Here is a 20277-nt window from a genome sequence, read left to right as displayed (position 1 = left end):
TCAATAAGATCAATAGTTTTTGATTAAAAAATTATTTTCATCTATCAAAAACAATATAATGATTGATTTCTCCTAATGAAAAATTAGGATGAGGTTAAATAAATTGAACAACTACACTTTTGTTTAGTTGTTTGATTTACAGTATAATACTACCATTTGGTGTAGTGGGATTGATAGCTCTGTCAAGTAGCTTTGTTAAAAATCACCAAACCATGAAAATTACACAGAGTTATTTAAACCAGTTAGAAACTGGAGCAGTTATCTGAGCTGGCCAAATTTGTAGTAGAAGAAAACTTCAATCATCATTCCGATAGTGTAATGCCGGAAATGCAGCTGCAAAATGATGTAAAAGAAGTGTATAATGAAGAATTAAGCTATTTCAAAAATTCTGAAATTTTTGTTGTAAAAGATCCCGAAGGCAGCATTCAAGGTTCTATAAGAGTAATTAAATGGGATTATAAAACGACACTTCCTATTCAAAAGTTATTTAATATCAATCCTTTAGATATAAGCTATCCTCAGAAAGTATCTTCAATATGGCACATTGGAAGATTCGCTACGAATAAAACAAACCAGGATCGCACATTGTTTAAAAAGCTCATGGTATGCGCTATTACTCCCATTTGCAAAGATGAAAATAGTGTTGCCTTTGCAGAATGTGACAGCAAACTTCTACGAGTAATGAATCTCATGGGCATTAAAACAGATATTATCGGTAAGTCTATCAATTATTTAGGTTCAGAAACGGTTCCGATCTCAATGAACTATGACGGTTTAAAGGGTTTTTACGATGCTAACAGGTATTTAGTTAGTTAATCAATGTATTAAAATTTAAAAAAAACAAACCAACCAAACTCTCACTCAATGAATACAGTAAAAAGCATAGACTGGAGCTCTCCGGATATTTTAGAACAAATTATTCAAAACATTAAAAATCCGTTGGAGAACATTATCACTGTAAGCAAAAGCACGGCGTTGCACCATAAAGAAAAAAAAGATGAAATTATATTTTCCAGCAGCAAAGAAATAAGCGATATCATTGAAGAAATCATGCTGAAAACAAAGGCCAAGACATTGAATTTAACGTTCAGAAGCCGTCCTGAAATTTTTGATATTTACGAGGATAATGAAAATGTCCGGGATCTATGCTCAGAACAGATAAACCCTCAAAAAATCACCAAAATTGATCAGGACTGGCTGATTAATCTGGAAAAAGAAATTTATGGGTCATTTACTCAGAACGATCTCAACCTTTACGAGCTTTCATACAAAATGGCAGTAAGCGAAAGACAATTACACAGAAAAATAGCCAATCTGGTCTATCTTACTCCTAATAAATATATAAGAGTATTAAGACTGCACAAAGCAAAACAGATGATAGACAACTATATACAGAAATCTATTTCTCAGATCGCTTATGCAGTAGGTTATAATGATGTACATTACTTTTCTCGACTATTTGCGGATCAGTATAATATTACCCCTAAAGAATTGATCACCTCTTTGGAATAATTGATATAATATAAGATATGAACTTAACAGAAGAACAAAAAAAAGGACAGGAAGTATTTTTTAGAATTATTTCTGAAGCCTGGGAAAATGAAGATTTCAAAAAAGATTTGCTTGAAAATCCGGAAGAAACTTTAGAAAAATTCTTTGGAAGAAAACTGCCTATAGACAAAAAGATTAAGATAACCGATCAGTCGGATCCGGAGTATTTATACATCAATATTCCTGTGAAGCCACAACATGTAAATAACAAATCTGAGGATCAGTCTGAGAAATCTCCCGTAGATCATAAAAGCGGTCATAGGATGACAGATTATAACTCATTGTACAATTCTTTACAAAAAATAAAGAAATAACTAAATAACAAAGCGTCAGGAACAGCAGTTCTTTTGGCGTATTTATCAGCGTAAAACAAAATACTTTAGCATAACCTTAAAAAAAAATATAATTATGAAAAGAGTACTTTTTTTCTTAGGTCAATTAAATGACAGAGATGTAGAATGGATGATCCACAACGGAAGTAAACTAGACTTACCGGTAGGTTATACACTTATCAACAAGGGAGAATCTATTGACAGTTTATTTATCGTTCTATCGGGTCAGTTGTCTGTATATGCAGATAACAGACATGGCGAAAGCATTGCCAAGTTGGAAGCAGGAGAGATTGTAGGGGAGATGTCCTTTCTGGAGTCGAGACCGCCTTCAGTTTCTGTGGTGGTAACGCAGCCTTCGGTAGTGTATCATATCTCTCGGGATACGATAAGTACCAGAATGGCCACAAATCCGGAATTTAGATCGAATTTCTATTATGCGTTAGCTTTATTTCTTTCAAATAGATTGAGAAAAACAACAGATCAACTAGGATATGGCAATCCCGAAGAAGAAGATATGATAGATACCAATGTCTTGGATGGTGTAGCTCAGGCTGGATCTCGTTTTGGGCAGATACTGCATAGGTTTTCAGAAGTTTAAATATAAAAATAAGTCATTTCTAAAATGAGGTTTTACAAATTTATCTGCGTATTATTTACGGGTGTCGGTATTACAAGCTTTTATGGACAGTCTAAAATCAACTGTGATTTGGTAGAAATTTCAAATATAGCGTTTGAAAAAAATCCAAACATCATTAGAAGTAATTACACGATTAAAGATGCTGAAGGAGACTTTCAGATCCAGAGAAGTGTATTTGATGTCAACTTAGTTTCAGAATTAGCGGTTAAGCACAATAAATATACCCTTTTTGATGCCGATCCGAGAAATGAATACATGGATAAATTTTTAAAAACCAACACGCTGGATTTTTCAGCAGGACTGAAGAAAAAACTCAGATCCGGACAAACAACAGATATAAGTCTAAAATATGGCTTTAATAATAATAACTATCCTTATGACGGTTTTGACCAATATGTTGGAGCTTTTTGGGGAAATCATCTTAGTTCTGTCAATTTTTCACTGACACAGCCTCTACTAAAAGGAAGAGGAAGAGAAATCACAACAATCTCCGAAAGAGTTTCTCAGCTTTATATAGAAAATACCAAGAGTAACAATGAATTTACAAATTCATATACCATTCTGCAAATAGGGCAGGCTTACTGGAGCTATTATCTGGCCTATAAAAGTTTAGAAATCTATAAAGAAAACGAAAGCAGGGTAAAGAATGTTTTAGAAGTTACCAAAGAAACTTATAAAAGCCGATAAAAAACCCGCCGGAGATTTGGCTCAGGTGAATGCAGATCTTTTTAATCAGCAAAAACTCACTGCTATGGCAGAACAGAGCTTATATGAAGCAAGAATTAATCTGGGAAGAGTAATAGGACTAAGCAATGAAGAAAGTCTGAGGCTGGATTTCCCGTTCAATGAATTTCCCGGCATTACAGAATCTCAATATACAACAGATCTGGACAGGAATTCTTTGATAAAAATCGCAAAAGAAAAAAGAAGTGATCTCAAAGCCGTTGAAAACATTTCCGAAGCATTGGAAATGCAATATAAACTTGCGGAAAATAATACAAAACCGCAGTTAGATCTTACAGGTTTTGTGTTTTATGGAAGTGCCATTGCAGGAAACGGAGTTGATAAAACATTCTCATCATTTACCAATAATGAAGGAAGAAATGTAGGAGCCGGAGCTAAGCTGACTTTTACTTTCCCTGTTAATAACAATTTAGCCAAAGGGAATTACGCCAAAAGTTTGATCGCTTTAAACGATCAGAAAGTAGCCAATGAAAACTTACAGCGAAATATAGAACTCAATATCAGTAATGCCGTCAATAGTCTTGATAATAGTGTGATCGTTCTGGAAAGAGCAAAAGAAGCACTGGATTCTTATAAAGATGCCTTTAATAATGAACAGGTAAAGCTGCAGGCAGGATTGACAACGATACTGAATGTAATTTTATTTCAGGAAAGACTCACTTCTTCAGAATTGGAATATTTAAAGGCTTATCAGCAGTTTGCCAATGCAATTATCAATCTGAGACATGAAACAGGAACATTAATATCTCAAGGAGATAAAGGATTTACGCTAAATCAGGAAGTCTTTTATACCATTCCCAATATAGCTAACTATTAAACACGAAAATTATGTCAGCAAGTTTTTTTAGAAAGTCAGCATTAGAAAAATTATCTACTCCGGAAAAATTAGATCAGTTAATAAAAGTTACAGGACCCAAAGCATGGATCGCCCTTTTTACTGTTTTCATCGCATTGGGAACAGGAATTTGCTGGTCCATATTAGGAACAGTAAAGACAAAGCTGAACGCTGTAGGTGTTGTACTGGGTGGGGAAGTTCATGAGGTGGTAGCTACTTCTGAGGGGCAGCTTGTAAAACTGCATGTTGCTATCGGAGATCATGTGAAAAAAGGTGATGTGATTGCTACGATTCAGCAGCCCGAACTTTATCAGCAGATAGAAGACGCAAAAGCGGTTTTATCAGATAGGAAATTTGAGATGGGAAAATTAATGGCTTATGGAAATCAGGGCAGTCATTTGGAAGGACAGATGATTAGCCAGAACCGAGTAAGTATTCAGGGCGAAATAGAAGCCGAAAAGAAAAAACTGGCATTTCTTTATACTCAGTTAGAATCCGAAAATAATCTGTTGGGGAAGGGGCTCATCATTAAATCTCAGGTAGCCGGAACAAAACAACAGATCGATGCATCAAAAAATACAATTGAAAGATTAAAAGGTCAGATGGCAGAGACATCTAATCAACAGCATAATTTAGGCTTCGATCTTCAGCAAAAAATCACTTTGCAAAATCAGCGTATTTCCGAAGCTGAAAGGAATCTTCAGTTCTTGTCAGAAAGATTTGAAACTCAAAATAAAATAAAAAGTCCTTACGACGGGGAAGTTGTAGAAGTGCTAACCGATGCGGGAGGTGTAGTGGGAGCGGGTACTCCATTATTTAAATTAAAAAACAAAGGTGATGCAAATCTTGCCGTACTGAAAGGTGTACTTTACATCCCTTCTCAAGACGGAAAAAAAATAAAAAAAGGAATGGAAGCTTTTGTGGTACCTTCTACAGTACAGCCGCAGGAATACGGTTTTATGGAAGGAAAAGTTACCTATGTTTCCGACTTTCCTATCACAGAAAGAGGGATGATGACTTCTGTAAAAAATGATCAGCTGGCAAAAGGGCTTCTGGCTTCAGGACCTTTGTTTGAAGTTCATGTCGAATTTGAAAAAGACCCTACTTCTTTTAGCGGCTACAAATGGACTTCTGCTAAAGGACCCAATGTTTCTATAAAAGAAGGAACTTCCTGTAATGGTAAGATTACAATCAATCAGGAACCTCCTGCTACCATTGTTGTTCCTGCCTTCAAAAAATTCTTTGATCTGTACTAATAACAACATTAAGAGATGAAAAAGAGTACAAATTTTGTCATAGGAAAAAATGCAAAACCTGTAAAAGTTCCTACAGTTTCTCCAAATGGAAGGCGTAGAATGTGGTGCTGCCGCATTAAGTATTATTTTAGGTTATTTTGGTAAATTCATTCCCTTAGAAAAATTAAGAATTGCCTGTGGGGTTTCCAGAGATGGGTTGAAGGCAACCAATATCATAAAAGCAGCAAAAGAATACGGACTGGAAGCAAAAGGATATGCCAAATCTATAGAAAATCTGATGCAGATTCAGACACCGTCTATTATTTTCTGGAATTTTAATCACTTTTTGGTTTTAGAAGGATTCACAAAGAATAAAGTGTACCTGAGTGATCCCGCGCAAGGAAGGTATCAGGTGACGCACGAAGAATTTGATGATGCTTATACGGGAGTTGTCCTCACCTTTAATCCTGGTGAAAGCTTTGAAAAAGGAAATGAAAAAAGAGGATTAATGTCTTCCTTAGCATCTAGAATATCCAACTCCAAATTAAGTATTTTCTATCTTATATTAGCAAGTCTTTTTCTGGTCATTCCGGGATTAGTGATTCCGTCATTCATCAAAATATTTATTGATAAATATTTAATAAATGGTTATTCGGGATTTGTAATGCCGTTGCTGCTTATTATGGGAGGCGTTTTAATAGTCAATTCTGCATTGGTTTATATTCAGCAGTATTACCTGTTGAAGCTGGAAACGAAACTGGCGCTTACGACCTCCAGCAAATTTCTTTGGCATGTATTTCACTTACCAATCTCTTTTTTCACCCAACGCTATAGTGGTGAAATAGGAAACAGGGTATCATTAAATGACAAAGTAGCCAAGCTCTTAAGTGGAGATCTTGCTAATGCAGCACTCAACATTATTGTGGTTATTTTTTATGCCTTTTTGATGTTTTCTTATGATATTCCTTTGACGTTGATAGGCATATTAATGGCTGGAATTAATGTTGCAGCTTTAAAATATGTTTCCAAAGCCAGAAAGGATGGCAACCGACGATTAAGCAATGAAAATGGTAAACTGCTTGGGACCACTACATCAGGAATCAGTATGATAGAAACCCTGAAAGCTTCAGGAAGAGAAAATGATTTCTTTACCAACTGGATAGGATATCTGGCAAAAGTAACGAATGCTCAGCAGGAGTTGGGATGGTTAACGATTAGGCTTAATGCAATTCCTCCGCTGATTACTTCCCTTACTACAACTTTAATTTTAGGGGTAGGCGCATTAAGAATTATGGATGGAGAAATGACCCTTGGAGCTTTGGTTGCTTTTACTTACCTGATGAGCAATTTCATATCTCCTGTTAATCAATTGATTTCTGTAGGAACGATGCTGCATGAAACAGAAAGTGACATGAACAGGATAGATGATGTTACAAATTATGAAGTAGATGATCAGTTTAAAGAAAATAAATCTACAATTAAAGAAGAGATCAACAATAAGTTAGTTGGCTATTTTGAAATGTGTGATGTCACATTTGGTTACAATACAACAATGCCCGCTCTTATCGAAAATTTCAACTTAAAACTGAAACCAGGCAGTAGAGTAGCCTTGGTTGGAGGCTCAGGAAGCGGAAAATCAACAGTAGCTAAAATAGCTTCAGGCTTATATAAACCTTGGAAAGGAGAAATTCTGCTCGATGGAAAAAATAAAGAAGAAATCCCGAGAAATGTCATTACAGCATCATTGGCGGTAATTGATCAGGATGTTCTTATTTTCAATGGTACTATCAAAGAAAATATTTCATTCTGGGATGCTACAATTTCAGACAAAAGTATTATCCAGTCTGCTAGAGATGCAGCAATTCATGATGTAATTGCAGCTCGAAACGATGCGTATGACAGTGCTGTGTTAGAAGGCGGTTCTAATTTTAGCGGCGGACAGCGTCAACGTCTCGAGATTGCAAGAGCTTTAGCAACTAATCCTTCTATTTTAGTTATGGATGAAGCAACAAGTGCATTAGATCCTACCGCAGAGAAAACCGTAATGGATAATATTAAAAAAAGAGGTTGTACCTGCTTAATCGTAGCCCATAGACTAAGTACCATTATAGACTGTGATGAAATCATTGTAATGGAATACGGGAAAATAGTGGAAAGAGGAAGCCATCAGGAATTGATGAAACAAAACGGAGCCTATTCCAAATTAATTGAAACAAAGTAAAAATAAAATGCCATGCCTGTAAAAGAAAAGATATTTATAAATGTTGAAAATCCTTTTACCCTGAACGAAACAGACAAGTTTTGGATGGTGCTTTCAGGAGAGGTCAATGTATTTTATACCAAAATTGATGAATCTGGTAATTATTTAATTCCTCTGAAGCATTTTTATAAAGTGCAGAAAGGAGAGATATTATTTAGCCTGCTGACAGAAAAGCATCTAGAAAATAATACCAGACTTATTGCTTTTTCAAGTGATGCAAAACTATTGCCTATTGATAAAAGTAAACTCCTTGAGATGGATCATTTCTTTCTGAAGAATATGATCAATCAATGGATCTCAAAGACTACTTCTGTGGTATGTAACAGCAATAGCCCAAGAGTTTATAAAGCTTTGGACGACTATAAAGTAACATCTCTGGAGAAGGGCAGTATTGCTTTTCCGTCTAGTGGCATCATTTGGGTACATATTCTAAAAGGAGAAGTAACAATCTATGCCGAAAGCACAGATATTAGCCATGATAAGCTGCCGGGATTTCTTACTCCCGTATCCAATAAATTATGGATAAAATCATTAAGCGATGATGCCGAACTAAAAGTATTGAGCACAAGAGAAGTACTTCAGGATGAGATCTATTTTTTACTTTCATTAACGAAGCTTGAAGAGCATTTTTATAATCAGCTTACTATTATAATAGAGACCCAGAAATCTGAAGAAACTAAACATTTTCAGGAAAAGCGGCTGATAGAGGATGAAAGTATCAGAAGTACCTTACAGAAGATAAGATCAATTGTAGCAGGTAATGATGAGCAGGTATTTACAGGAGCATCACAAGTGTCTAATAAAAAAAATGTACTTTTCTCTACCTGTCGGTTGATAGGAGAACAGTCTGGTTTTACAATAGATGAGCCCAAACATATAGAATCTTACGAAAATAGTGTTACCAATCAATTATACGCTATTGCAAAAAGTTCCAAAATACGCATCCGGAAAATTATTTTGAGGGGAACTTGGTGGAAAGAAGAAAATGGGCATTTACTGGCATTTACAAAAAAAGATAAAACCCCGGTTGCTTTACTGCAAGCAACTCCTACCAGCTATGTGTTAAAAGACCTGTCTACAGGTATAGAAACTACTATTAATAATGAAATTGCAGACACATTAGAACCTATAGGCTATATGTTTTTTTCCGGATTTGATGGAAAGATGACTTCCGTAAAAAAAGTAGCCGGATTTGCTTTAAAGGGAGTGAAAAAAGATGCTAAAATATTAGTATTAGCGGCTTTAGCAGGAAGTGTGATCGGCTTGCTGGTTCCCATATTATCAGGAATGATGTATGATGATGTTATTCCCACAGCAGACAAATCGCTCCACACAGAGATTTTTATCATTATGATCATGATCGGTCTGGTAACAGCAGGTTTGCAGCTTGCTAAGGGAGTATTGCAACAGAGGGTGGAAACAAAATCCAGCATCAATCTCCAGGCCGGTGTTATGGATCATATGTTGAGATTACCAGTTACTTTCTATAAAAAATTCAGTGCAGGAGACTTGACTAACAGGGTTTTAAGCATAAACATGATACGTCAGATTGTTTCAAGTACAGTAATGACCGCAGTATTGAGCGGAGCCTTTTCTTTTGTAAATCTTGTACTGCTCTTTTATTATAATGCTAAATTAGCTTGGATTGGAGTCGGTTTAGGGTTGATTGCTATGGCTTTTATGATTACGATTGGTTGGTTAAAATTGAAATATGATCGGGATGTATCCAAATATCAAGGCGAAATACAGGGTTTTTTGTTTGAATTCCTGTCCGGGATTTCCAAAATAAGAATAACGGGAGGTGAAAGAAGAGTCTTTACACTTTGGGCAGATAAATTTTCAAAATTAAAAAAATTAGGATTTGTCTCAGGAAGCTATCAGAATTTTGTGGAAACATTTAACGCTTCTTATCCTCTTGTGACGAGTATATTCTTCTTTTCATTTCTGTATTATACAGTTCTTAATTCTGATATGAAAACAACAATGCTTACGGTGGGGGCATTTATGGCATTCATTACCGCATTCAATCAGTTTCTGAATGACAGCCTGAGATTGAGCATGGCACTCATTACCTCTCTTAATGTGATTACTTTATATGAAAGGGTAAAACCTATTTTAGAAGAAGAAACAGAATCTGTAGAACATAGCGTAGATCCGGGAGAACTCGCAGGAGAACTCGAAATGAACTCCGTTTCTTTCAGATATAATGAAGATCAGCCTTTGGTTTTGAATGATATAACCTTTAAGATTAAACCGGGTGAAATGGTGGCTTTTGTAGGCGCTTCCGGTTCAGGAAAATCGACCATTATGCGACTGCTTTTAGGATTTGAGTCTCCTGAATTGGGCTCTATTTATTTTGATGGCGATTCTTTCGATTCTATGAACAAAGAACTGGTAAGAAGACAGATAGGAGTCGTTCTGCAAAACGGATCATTAATGTCCGGAAGTATCTATCAGAATATTGTAGGAAACTCCGAGCTGACATTAGACGATGCTTGGGAAGCGGCCCGAATGGCAGGAATGGAAGAGGATATCAAAAAAATGCCTATGGAAATGCACACCGTTGTAAGTGAAGGTGCCGGAACATTTTCCGGAGGGCAGAAACAAAGATTGATGATAGCACGGGCAATTGTTCACAAACCTAGGCTGCTTTTTATGGACGAAGCTACCAGTGCATTAGATAACAGAACCCAGAATATCGTTTCAGAAAGTTTGGATAAACTTCAGGCAACCCGTATTATCATTGCTCACAGATTAAGCACCATTAAAAATGCAGACCGTATTTATGTGATGGATAAAGGAACCATTATGGAAACAGGAACTTATGATGAATTGATGGAACTGGACGGATTGTTTTCTCAATTGGCAAAAAGGCAGATTGCTTAAATTTAATAACCATTGATATGGCTGTATTAAAAAATAAAGAAGATCTTAAGATTTCAAAAGAACTTAAGGCGTATTTTCAAAATAAATTTTCTTCAGAGGGTATAAAAACAATTCTCTCTGAAGAAGATAATTGTAGTAAGTTTTGGGAAAAACACTTACAAACAGATGATTGGAGTGCATTTCAAATTCTCAAAACTTTTTATCCTCAGTTGCATTTTCCTGTACAAGCAGAAATAAACAAAACAGAAGAGTATATCAATGCTGTTTTACAAGGTAAAGATTCTTACAAAAATCTGAGCGAACATCTGCAATTGAATGATCCACAAGGTCTGAAAATAAAAATACACAGTAGTATTGCCGGAACAATTCCTGTGGTATCAATAAACAACAATGAAGATTTTGTAACCATTGTACAAACCATCTTCCATAAAAATAATCCTGTGCCGGTACCAGAATCTATGGGAGCTTTTCTAGCCAACGGAATAAATAACTGGGCAAGAATCCATGCATTGAAAGAACAATGGATCAAAACAAATTCTCACGGAAACTGGAATGATGAGTTTTCTAAAAATATTCTTCCCAATCCTGATCTATATAAAGACAAAATAATCGTATTAAGTACAAAACCTTACAGCAACGTTCCCGGAGATGAATTAGGACTTTCCAGCGAGGAATGGAAGACGTATTCCTATACGATAAGACTGGAACACGAATGCACTCATCTGTATACCTTAAAAAGATATGGATCTGCTTCTAATAACCTTAATGATGAGCTTATAGCAGATTATATAGGAATATCCAAGGCTTTCGGAAGATACAATAAAGAATGGATGCTCACATTCATGGGTCTTGAAGATTACCCTCAATATAGAAAAGGTGCAAGGTTAGAAAATTATCTTAAAGATAGTCAAATATCCGAAGATGATTTTCAAAAACTGACGAGCCTTATTAAAAACGCTATCGAAACAATTGAAGGGTTCGATAATGAATTGGGTATAATACAATCAGATAAAGACAAAATAAACAGGATTGAGGCTCTTTGTGAGACCGGTATTATCGATATAGCTTCCAAAAGAGGAAATTATATACTAATGTCTAAGTATAATGAAAAGAAGTGATAATATCAGATAAACCATTAATCAATAGTTGTTAAATAATATTCAGGGAACTTTTTAATCGGTCTATTGGTCGCAATATTGAAAGTTATTTTCGCACAGATTGCTGCTACCAAAGAAGAAGCGATAGACAATTGAGGTGGCGGGAGTTGCTTATTTTCATTAAGATATTTATTTATAATATCTTCAAGCCATTCCTGAGGTTGTCCCCAATATCTCATATGGGTCGATACATATTGTACAACACTCACTTCACTGAATCTTTCCTCATCTTTCTTTAGAGAATCTAATCCCATCCCTTCAGTAATTACCATTACCAATCCGCCCCAACCAAGGTTGTAAGGATGAAGAACCGGAATGTTATTTTCCTGGCATATTCTATCGAACAATAAAGGTACTTCAGAAGTAAAATCTAAAGCGTTGATGGCAATTTTATTTCCCAATATGAGCTCTTGAATATTATCTGGAGTAATGAAACAATGATGCACTGTAATTTTTGCATTACCATTAATTAAAAGTAGCCGTTCTTGTAATGCATATACTTTAGGTTTTGAAATATCTTTTTCAGTATAATTTTGTCTGTTTAGATTTGATAATTCAACATGATCACCATCAACAATAGTAATGTTTTCAAAGCCAAACCTAAGTAAGTTTCTCTGCAATCACGCTACCTATTCCGGCTCCGCCTAAAAAAATAGGAGTATTTTTAATTATATTTTGCTCTTCCGGAGTCAAATATAGCCTGTTTCTAATGTATCGTTGTTCCATAAAAACAAATTTAATCAATAGTAAAGCACGTCGAACTACCAAAAAGTGTAGTTTTTTGATCTTGTCATCGACTACGAAGAATAAAATGTAGCCCAACATGAATATTTCTGCTAAGAGTTTTTCTAATTTCCGAGAGAATTGACAATGAAGAATATTCGGAAGTCTAAATTTTTTGAAAAGTCTAAGAATTATTTACCCCAAAATAAAAAAACCACCCTTAAAAGGATGGTTTTCGTAGACCCACAGGGATTCGAACCCCGACTGACGGTACCAAAAACCGGAGTGCTACCGTTACACTATGAGTCTGTCTTATTTTGGTGATGCAAATTTACAGATTTTTTCATTATATGCAAGAACTTTTTACATTTTTTTTTACATTTACTCTACTTTTTATTCATGGAAATTATGCAGATAGACTTCAATAATCTCAATATTAATCAATTATCCTTTGAAACGGAATTTGAAAAAAAAATCAAACAATTTGTAGAAGAATGGTTTTCCGATTCTACGATGGTAAAGGTGCAAACTTCGGGTTCTACAGGAGTGCCGAAAATTTTTGATATTGAAAAAAATAAAATGATTAATTCTGCAGAAATGACGTGTGATTTTTTAGGATTAAAAGAAAATGATACCGCTTTAATCTGTCTGCCTGTAGAATATATTTCAGGAAAAATGATGGTTGTTCGTTCGATTATCAGAAAATTAAAGTTGATTATTGTTGATCCCGCTTTAAAACCTCTTGAAAATATTAATGATGAGGTTGATTTTTGTGCCATGACTCCTTTACAAGTCGAAAATTCTTTGGATGAATTATATTTAATTAAAAATTTAATCATCGGCGGAGCGGCAGTTTCGGAATCTTTGAAAGCAAAAATAGCCCAAGTTCTCAAATTCTCAGACTCTCAAACCAAAATTTACGAGACTTACGGAATGTCGGAAACGCTTTCTCATATTGGTTTAAAACAGATTTTACCCCAAGCTGAAGACTATTTTACGGTTTTTGAAAATGTTTCAATTTCCATAGACGAAAGAGGATGTCTGAAAATTTTTGCGCCTAATTTGAATTCAGAAATTTTGCAGACTAATGATTTAGTTGAGATTAAGAATGAAAATCAATTCAAATTTTTAGGGAGAATTGATCATGTCATCAATTCCGGAGGAGCAAAAATTTTTCCTGAACAGTTGGAAGCTTTAGTGAAAAAAGAAATTCCGAATGAAGTTGTTTTTTTAGGAATTGATGATGAAAGTTTAGGTCAAAAAGTGGTAGTAATCATTGAAGGAGAAAAATCAGAAGAGGTAATAAATAAAATTTCAAAAATATCTTTTGAGAAAAATTTTCATAAGCCGAAAGACGTTATTTTCGTAGAAAAAATACCAAGAACTCCGAACGGAAAAGTAAATCGTCTTGAGTTAACTAAAACTATTAACATTTAAAATATTAATTTCACACCATTAATTAAAAAAATGAAAGACTTCACAAAAGAACTCAACTTCAAAACTTCCCGCAGCAGTGGTGCAGGCGGACAAAATGTGAATAAAGTTGAAACCTCTGTAACGGTACTTTGGAAAGTGGATGAGTCAGAATTTTTTAATGAAAGACAGAAAGCTTTAATTCAGGAAAAATTAAAAAACAGAATCAACGCAGAAGGTTTTTTATTCTTAACGGTTTCGGAAAACAGAACTCAATTAATGAATAAAAACAAAGCGATTGAAAAAATTCTAGATATCGTCAATAAATCTTTAATTGTTCCTAAAATCAGGATTGCAACAAAACCTTCCAGAGCAAAAAAAGAAAAAAGGCTGGATACGAAAAAGAAAATCTCCGAGAAAAAAGAAAACAGACGTTTCAAATTTTAAATTAGGTTACATAAATAAAAATATTATTTTTGCCCAAAATTTAAACTAATGATTAAAAAACTAGTAACATTGGGATTGTTTTCGATTTCTGTATTTTCATTTGCTCAGGAAACTGAGACAAAAGCTGAACCCAAATTTTCAATCATGCCATCTGTCGGCTATTCATGGAGAATTGCAAAAACAGCTTCGGGACTTTCAAGAGAAGAAAAAGAATATGTAAAAGGTTTGAAAAACGGAGTTAGTTTCGATATTTCAGGATTTTATGAAGTGAAAAAGGGAGTTTCATTCGGACTTAAATATTCTAATTACAGTGCTTCAAGTGATGGATTTATCATGGGATATGTAAACGGTATGCCTGTTTCTGTGCCTGTAACAACGAAGGACAATATTTCTTTCTACGGAGCCGGAGTTTTAGTTACCAATGATAATAAACCAACAAGACATAAATTATTTATGGAAGGTACATTCGGTGTAATGACTTATACAACAAAAACAGCGAGTGTAAAGGGAACGGGAACTACTTTTGGGGCAGAATTGGATTTTGGGTATCAATATCAGGTTTCCAAAAATTTCCTGATTGGTCCTAAAGTCGGTCTTGCAGCCGGAGTATTGAAAAAAATGAAAATAGACGGAGTTACTTATGATTTGGGTAACGATAATAGCGAAGGTTTACAGAGAGTTTCTTTAAGTGCAGCCGCTACATTCCGTTTTTAAGTTTTATCTTTGCAAAAATTAAAAAAATGAACAAACCGATTACCGAGTTTATAGAAAAATATTATCTGCATTTCAATGCAGCAGCATTGGTAGATGCTTCTAAAGGTTATGTTGCACATCTTAAAGAAGGCGGGAAAATGATGATCACTTTGGCAGGAGCAATGTCTACTGCTGAGTTGGGAAAAATTCTTGCTGAGATGATCCGTCAGGATAAAGTTGATTTTATTTCTTGTACAGGGGCGAATCTTGAAGAAGATTTGATGAACCTTGTAGCGCATTCTCACTACGAAAGAGTGCCTCATTACAGAGATTTAACAGCTCAGGATGAGTGGGATCTTTTGGAAAGAGGTTTGAATAGAGTTACAGATACTTGTATCCCTGAAGAAGAGGCTTTCAGAAGATTACAGAAACACATCGTTGAGATCTGGAAAGATGCTGAAGCAAAAGGAGAAAGATATTTCCCGCACGAATTCATGTATAAAATGATTCTTTCAGGAGTTTTGGAGCAGTATTACGAAATTCCTAGAGAAGATTCTTGGATGATTGCTGCGGCAGAGAAAAACTTGCCGATTGTAGTTCCGGGATGGGAAGATTCTACAATGGGTAACATCTTCGCATCTTACTGTATCAAAGGAGAATTGACTGCAACGACTATGAAATCGGGTATCGAATACATGACGTATTTGGCAGATTGGTACACTAAAAATTCAGCAGGAAAAGGAGTTGGATTCTTCCAGATTGGTGGAGGTATCGCAGGAGATTTCCCGATCTGTGTTGTACCGATGTTGTATCAGGATATGGAAATGCACGACATTCCGTTCTGGTCTTATTTCTGTCAGATTTCAGATTCTACGACTTCTTACGGTTCTTATTCGGGAGCTGTTCCGAACGAGAAAATCACTTGGGGTAAATTGGATATCACTACACCGAAATTTATCGTTGAAAGTGATGCAACAATTTGTGCACCATTGATGTTCTCTTATATTTTAGAAAATTAAGAATAGAATTACTATAAATTTTAGATAAAAGGCTTCTTTTGTAAGCCTTTTATTTTTTTAGCTTTTGGAAAATCTCAACAAAAATAAATTTGATGCGCTCACGGGAATGCGTGCTGTTGCTGCGATTATGGTATTTGTTTATCATAACCGTAAATATTGGCGCCATGATTTACCGTTCGTGATCCTGCGTTTTATTAGTGAATGGCATATTGGTGTAACCGTCTTTTTTGTGTTGAGTGGTTTTCTATTGGCTTATCGATATGAAGAATCGCCTTTGGATTCTAAAAAATCGTATTTAAAATATATTTTGCTCCGTATAGCGAGGATTTTTCCGTTGTATTGGATTTTGTTGAGTTTTTATTTTCTGGATACCGCATATTCCAAAAATGTGGATACCTATTTCTTACAATACTCACTTTTTTATTCCTTATTTGACAAGTATTCTATTTCAGGAATCGTACAGGCGTGGTCGCTCACAGTAGAATTTTTCTTTTACCTGTTTTCACCGTTTTTATTTTTATTATTAAAGAAAAACTGGAAATACTGTGTTTCATTTTTGTTAGGACTTTTTCTCTTAAGTTGGGGTATCGGTTACGGTTTTTATTGGTATAATGGGAATCCTGACGGGTTTTTATATCCTTTAAAATTCATGGTAGGAAATACCTTTTTCGGAAGAAGTCTGGAATTTTTCTTCGGAATGTTACTGGCTTATTTAATGAAACAGGAAAAAGGAATGCAGTTTTTGAAAAGCTTAAAAAAGCCAACACTTTTTGGCGGAATTTCAATGATCGCCTTAATTATTTCGATTGCTTTTTTTGCCAAACACAGTTTCTCACATGGCGTTGAACGTTGGGAAGGAAGAGTAATTCACGAGTTTTTCTTGCCTGTTGCCATTGCCGTTTTCTTTTGGGGATTGATGTCGGAAAAAACATGGGTATCCAAAATACTGTCAACAAAAATATTTGTTCTTTTGGGAAATGCGTCGTTTGTTTTCTATCTTATCCATCTCAGTTATTTCAATATGAAACTGAAATCCTACATTTATTTGCCCGACCGCAATTTTGTTTTGTTGTGGATATGTTCGATTATCATTTATCTCTTGATTGAAAAACCGCTCTACAAATGGTGTAGAAATCTCATTGCTAAAATCAGATAATTTATTTTTTATTTGAAGCTATTTGACTTTGTCGAATTGTACTTTTATATATTTTTTAAGGAGCAATTTCCCGCTATCCACTGTATCTTTTTTGTTACGACCTCCGCTTCGCTCCGGCCGCAACAAAAAAGGATGTCGTTCCTATCGGGGCTATGAATTTGCGACTGTTACAAAAATAAAACCTGTAAGGTTTACATCCACACCATTTGTCATTCTGAAAGAATCTAGGTGCGAATCTCTCCAAATTATTTATAGTACAACGGTATCAATTTTATCATAGATAAAATCCTTGCGCCTTAAAAACATTGTTATAAATAATATTTTGCGTCTTTGCGATTTCCAACCATGAAAATAAATTTTAAAAAATTACTCTAAAGAATTTATCAGTACAAAATATCGGTACGCCAAAATCCCTTTCTGAATTTTGGTCAGTTTAGTAGGATCTTTATCACTCAATTTTGGTAATATCGCTTTATTGATAGTATTCATTAAGCGGAAAAATGATTTTTTCATAACTTTATATTTTTGTGAGAAACATCATTGAGGTAATATGAATCCAAAAATGATGCAAAAAAATTAAATTAGCGGATTTTGCTGAGTAAAACGCCTTCGCGAACTTAAAAACAGGAAGTTCATTAAAAATATTTGCGAGCCTTGCGTTTAGAATTTTATAATATCCAAATCTTTCAAAATCAAAAAAGAATTTAAATTGTATGAACGAAATATTCAAACAACAAGTCTGGGAAATCACAAAACTCGTTCCCAAAGGAAGAGTGACAAGCTACGGAGCGATTGCAAAAGCAGTTGGCTACCCGAATCATTCCCGTCATGTAGGAAAAGCAATGGGAGGCTGCCCGAAAGATGTTCCGGCGCATCGCGTCATTTCAAGTTCAGGAACTTTATCTGTCCCTGAATTTCAGGTAAGACTGGAAGCAGAAGGAATTGAGGTGGAAAACTTTAGAATTAAAAATTTTAAAAACCTTTTCTGGAATCCGTTGGAAGAATTATAATTGACTTTGTAATGAATAAGAATACTTTTAAAACCTTAAGCTTTTTGACATTCCTTTTGATGATCGTTACTATAAGCTGTTTAGAAAAATCAAATAAAAAATATCGTGGATTAAGTTCAGGGTTTTCAGATTCAATTCGATTATCAAAAGCTAAGAAATTTGAATTTCAGTATGATGGACTGTCACCACAAACATCCTATTTTGTAAACTGCAAGTTGAAATTTTTAGAAATCGAACATCATGGAGAATTGACGGATCGTAAAGATCAAATAATATTTGAAAATGACTCAATACGTACGATTTACAGCATAAAAGAAACCTATGAGGAAAATAACAATGAAGCCGGAAAAAATGGGAATAAAAAGACAGATACTATTTTTGTGACTGATTATAAAAATAGAAGCATGAAGACTTATTTTAATGATCATCTAGTTAAAGATCAGAAAATAACCAAAAGCTCAAAACAAGAACAAGAATTTCTCTACAGGATAAAAATGTACACTGAAAAAGAATATAATTGTGGAAATTCTAAAAAATGAGAGCCACGAAGTGGCGACTTAATCCAGCGTAGAGGGAAACCCTACGAAAATACAAACAGAGTAAACAAAAAGGTTTGGGGGCGACAAAGTCGCCTCGAAACCTCAAATATAGTATCACCTAAAAGCAAAAATTATTTCTGTTTTTTCAAAATTTCCTCAATTTTCGACCCAATTTATTTTTCAATTTTTAAAAGAATTTGTTTCCCATTTTCGTTATCGGGATTTAGCATAACAGATTTTTGATACATCTTTATCGCCTCTTCTTTTTTTCCACATTGGAGCAATGCTTCACCATAACTATCAAATAGATTAGCATCTTTAGGGAACTCTTTTGTAGCTAATTTAAATATTTCTATTGACTCATTATTTTTGCCAGCTCTTAATAATTCATATCCTAATTTATTAAGTTCACCTGGGTTCTCAAAGCTGTATTCATTTTTAGAATTTTTCTTGAGTAAATAGTATGTCTCTATAGCTGTATTTACGTTGTCGAGAGATTCCTTTCTTATCGCTTGATAAACCGATTTTTTAGGAATTTCGTACTCTTTTCCTAGCATTAAGTTGTGAATAGTATGTCCTAAATCCCAAACTCTATTTTTATTATTGGACAATAGAATTATCGTACTATTATTTTTGAAATCGTTTAAAAAAATAGATTCAAATTTATATGAGATGCCATTGTGTCTTTGTAGTTCATCTTTTTCAAAGTATCTGCCAAGTGATCCACCTTCGTCTTTTGCGGATGGATTATTCAATAAAGTTTGAAAGGATTCTTTGGATATTAAACGATTAGTATTCATCGCTTTAATCCATTTATAAAGATCATTTATGTCTACCCAAAGCCATCCACTTATAAAATTCACTTCTTGGCATCGGACATTATCAAAATCATAACAAGAGGTTCGGTTTTTATGACCAAATTTTGGATCAAACACCGAATTTGTCATTTTCAAAGGCTCGATTATATTTTTAGTGACAAATTCTTGATATGTTACTCCTGTTACCTTTTCAATTATTCTTCTTTGCAAAAAGACATTACCATTATCATACCTGTAGCTGGTTTCCTGGTTCAAAGAGTAAACTGTCGTTGCTTCTCAAAATATTCCAAGCCACCTCATCATTTATTATAGTGAGTCCAGACTCTATTCGAGGAATACCACTAGCATAATTAATAAGCTGTCTTATGGTAACTTTCTCTGACCATTTCGGTAATCCAAAATTAAATTTAGCGATATTGTCATCAAGATTAAGAAGACCACGTTCAACTAATATCATTATTGAAACAGCATTAAATTCCTTTGCAATAGAGCCAATATTAAATATTGACTTATCATTTAATTTAGTTTGTTTCGTCTCATCAGTAAAACCAAATGATTTTTGATAGATGATTTTATCATTTTTAACGATAAGGACATTTCCATTGAATAAACCTCTTTCATAGGATTTTGTCATTAAGGAATCTATCTGGTCGATATAGACTCCTTCTTGTTTAATCGGTTTTTGATTTCTATTCTTTGCCTCTTTGAAATTATTTAGTTCTTGGGCAGAAAGCGTATTTGTCAATAAAACAGTTAGGAATAATAAGAAAAATCGGTTCTTCATTGTAATTAATTTTCAGATGTAGAATTTGATTGATTGTT

Annotated in this window: 22 protein-coding genes and 1 tRNA gene; 17 read left to right on the top strand and 6 right to left on the bottom strand. The window is 34.5% G+C overall.

Annotation, left to right across the window (positions count from 1 at the left end):
* The first annotated feature begins 327 nt into the window (after nt 1-327).
* The 10 genes from J3D55_RS20570 (at nt 328) to J3D55_RS20525 (ending at nt 11598) form a co-directional block, all read left to right on the top strand.
* On the top strand, nt 328-816 hold the full coding sequence (locus J3D55_RS20570) for a hypothetical protein (protein WP_259134137.1): 489 nt from the start codon (nt 328-330) through the stop codon (nt 814-816).
* Nucleotides 817-864: 48 nt separating this feature from the next.
* A complete protein-coding gene (locus J3D55_RS20565) occupies nt 865-1512 on the top strand; it encodes a helix-turn-helix transcriptional regulator (RefSeq protein WP_259134135.1) in 648 nt (215 codons plus the stop codon).
* Nucleotides 1513-1529: 17 nt separating this feature from the next.
* On the top strand, nt 1530-1865 hold the full coding sequence (locus J3D55_RS20560) for a hypothetical protein (protein WP_259134133.1): 336 nt from the start codon (nt 1530-1532) through the stop codon (nt 1863-1865).
* 94 nt (nt 1866-1959) lie between these two features.
* Entirely contained in the window at nt 1960-2481 is a 522-nt protein-coding gene (locus tag J3D55_RS20555) for a cyclic nucleotide-binding domain-containing protein (RefSeq protein ID WP_259134131.1), read from the top strand.
* A 24-nt stretch (nt 2482-2505) separates the two neighbouring features.
* A complete protein-coding gene (locus tag J3D55_RS20550; protein ID WP_259134129.1) occupies nt 2506-3207 on the top strand; it encodes a TolC family protein in 702 nt (233 codons plus the stop codon).
* 64 nt (nt 3208-3271) lie between these two features.
* Complete coding sequence (locus J3D55_RS20545) at nt 3272-4081, top strand: TolC family protein (RefSeq protein ID WP_259134127.1); 810 nt, start codon at nt 3272-3274, stop codon at nt 4079-4081.
* Between the two features lie 11 nt (nt 4082-4092).
* On the top strand, nt 4093-5355 hold the full coding sequence (locus J3D55_RS20540; RefSeq protein WP_259134124.1) for an NHLP bacteriocin system secretion protein: 1263 nt from the start codon (nt 4093-4095) through the stop codon (nt 5353-5355).
* An 85-nt stretch (nt 5356-5440) separates the two neighbouring features.
* Nucleotides 5441-7555: an NHLP family bacteriocin export ABC transporter peptidase/permease/ATPase subunit gene (locus J3D55_RS20535; protein ID WP_259134121.1), complete on the top strand. Its 2115-nt coding sequence runs from the start codon at nt 5441-5443 to the stop codon at nt 7553-7555.
* Nucleotides 7556-7567: 12 nt separating this feature from the next.
* The gene (locus J3D55_RS20530) at nt 7568-10480 is read left to right on the top strand and encodes an NHLP bacteriocin export ABC transporter permease/ATPase subunit (protein ID WP_259134116.1); all 2913 of its coding nucleotides are present in this window, start codon (nt 7568-7570) and stop codon (nt 10478-10480) included.
* 17 nt (nt 10481-10497) lie between these two features.
* Nucleotides 10498-11598 carry a DUF7005 family protein gene (locus tag J3D55_RS20525; protein WP_259134113.1) on the top strand — a complete coding sequence of 367 codons (1101 nt, stop codon included), beginning with the start codon at nt 10498-10500 and terminating at the stop codon, nt 11596-11598.
* 17 nt (nt 11599-11615) lie between these two features.
* Here J3D55_RS20525 and J3D55_RS20520 read toward each other — a convergent pair whose 3' ends face one another.
* The 3 genes from J3D55_RS20520 to J3D55_RS20515 form a co-directional block, all read right to left on the bottom strand.
* Entirely contained in the window at nt 11616-12257 is a 642-nt protein-coding gene (locus J3D55_RS20520; RefSeq protein ID WP_310467387.1) for a ThiF family adenylyltransferase, read from the bottom strand.
* Nucleotides 12238-12363: a hypothetical protein gene (locus J3D55_RS22435; RefSeq protein WP_310467385.1), complete on the bottom strand. Its 126-nt coding sequence runs from the start codon at nt 12361-12363 to the stop codon at nt 12238-12240. Before J3D55_RS22435 ends, J3D55_RS20520 begins: the two co-directional genes overlap by 20 nt.
* Before the next feature lie 235 nt (nt 12364-12598).
* A tRNA-Gln gene (locus tag J3D55_RS20515) sits at nt 12599-12669 on the bottom strand.
* A 99-nt stretch (nt 12670-12768) separates the two neighbouring features.
* Here J3D55_RS20515 and J3D55_RS20510 point away from each other — a divergent pair.
* The 5 genes from J3D55_RS20510 to J3D55_RS20490 all read left to right on the top strand — a co-directional run bounded on the left by J3D55_RS20510 (nt 12769) and on the right by J3D55_RS20490 (nt 17088).
* On the top strand, nt 12769-13797 hold the full coding sequence (locus tag J3D55_RS20510) for an AMP-binding protein (protein ID WP_259134110.1): 1029 nt from the start codon (nt 12769-12771) through the stop codon (nt 13795-13797).
* Nucleotides 13798-13827: 30 nt separating this feature from the next.
* Complete coding sequence (gene arfB, locus J3D55_RS20505; protein WP_259134107.1) at nt 13828-14220, top strand: alternative ribosome rescue aminoacyl-tRNA hydrolase ArfB; 393 nt, start codon at nt 13828-13830, stop codon at nt 14218-14220.
* A gap of 48 nt (nt 14221-14268) precedes the next feature.
* Nucleotides 14269-14934: a hypothetical protein gene (locus J3D55_RS20500; protein ID WP_259134104.1), complete on the top strand. Its 666-nt coding sequence runs from the start codon at nt 14269-14271 to the stop codon at nt 14932-14934.
* Between the two features lie 26 nt (nt 14935-14960).
* Nucleotides 14961-15932, top strand: a complete 972-nt coding sequence (locus J3D55_RS20495; protein ID WP_259134100.1) for a deoxyhypusine synthase family protein — start codon at nt 14961-14963, stop codon at nt 15930-15932.
* A 64-nt stretch (nt 15933-15996) separates the two neighbouring features.
* The gene (locus tag J3D55_RS20490) at nt 15997-17088 is read left to right on the top strand and encodes an acyltransferase family protein (RefSeq protein WP_259134087.1); all 1092 of its coding nucleotides are present in this window, start codon (nt 15997-15999) and stop codon (nt 17086-17088) included.
* Between the two features lie 366 nt (nt 17089-17454).
* Here J3D55_RS20490 and J3D55_RS20485 read toward each other — a convergent pair whose 3' ends face one another.
* Nucleotides 17455-17601 carry a hypothetical protein gene (locus J3D55_RS20485; protein ID WP_259134085.1) on the bottom strand — a complete coding sequence of 49 codons (147 nt, stop codon included), beginning with the start codon at nt 17599-17601 and terminating at the stop codon, nt 17455-17457.
* A gap of 200 nt (nt 17602-17801) precedes the next feature.
* Here J3D55_RS20485 and J3D55_RS20480 point away from each other — a divergent pair, with 200 nt between their 5' ends.
* Both J3D55_RS20480 and J3D55_RS20475 read left to right on the top strand, forming a co-directional pair.
* Entirely contained in the window at nt 17802-18098 is a 297-nt protein-coding gene (locus tag J3D55_RS20480; RefSeq protein ID WP_259134082.1) for an MGMT family protein, read from the top strand.
* A gap of 11 nt (nt 18099-18109) precedes the next feature.
* Nucleotides 18110-18637: a hypothetical protein gene (locus J3D55_RS20475; protein ID WP_259134079.1), complete on the top strand. Its 528-nt coding sequence runs from the start codon at nt 18110-18112 to the stop codon at nt 18635-18637.
* A 173-nt stretch (nt 18638-18810) separates the two neighbouring features.
* Here the strand turns inward: J3D55_RS20475 and J3D55_RS20470 are convergent, their stop codons facing one another.
* Both J3D55_RS20470 and J3D55_RS20465 read right to left on the bottom strand, forming a co-directional pair.
* On the bottom strand, nt 18811-19710 hold the full coding sequence (locus J3D55_RS20470; RefSeq protein WP_259134066.1) for a serine hydrolase: 900 nt from the start codon (nt 19708-19710) through the stop codon (nt 18811-18813).
* Nucleotides 19682-20239: a serine hydrolase domain-containing protein gene (locus J3D55_RS20465; protein ID WP_259134063.1), complete on the bottom strand. Its 558-nt coding sequence runs from the start codon at nt 20237-20239 to the stop codon at nt 19682-19684. The genes J3D55_RS20470 and J3D55_RS20465 overlap by 29 nt, the downstream gene beginning before the upstream one ends.
* Nucleotides 20240-20277: the final 38 nt, after the last annotated feature.

Source organism: Chryseobacterium ginsenosidimutans, from assembly GCF_024807225.1.
Classification (GTDB): domain Bacteria; phylum Bacteroidota; class Bacteroidia; order Flavobacteriales; family Weeksellaceae; genus Chryseobacterium; species Chryseobacterium ginsenosidimutans.
The sequence above is the reverse complement of the archived record's forward strand: the minus strand, read 5'-3'. Positions and strand labels throughout refer to the sequence as shown.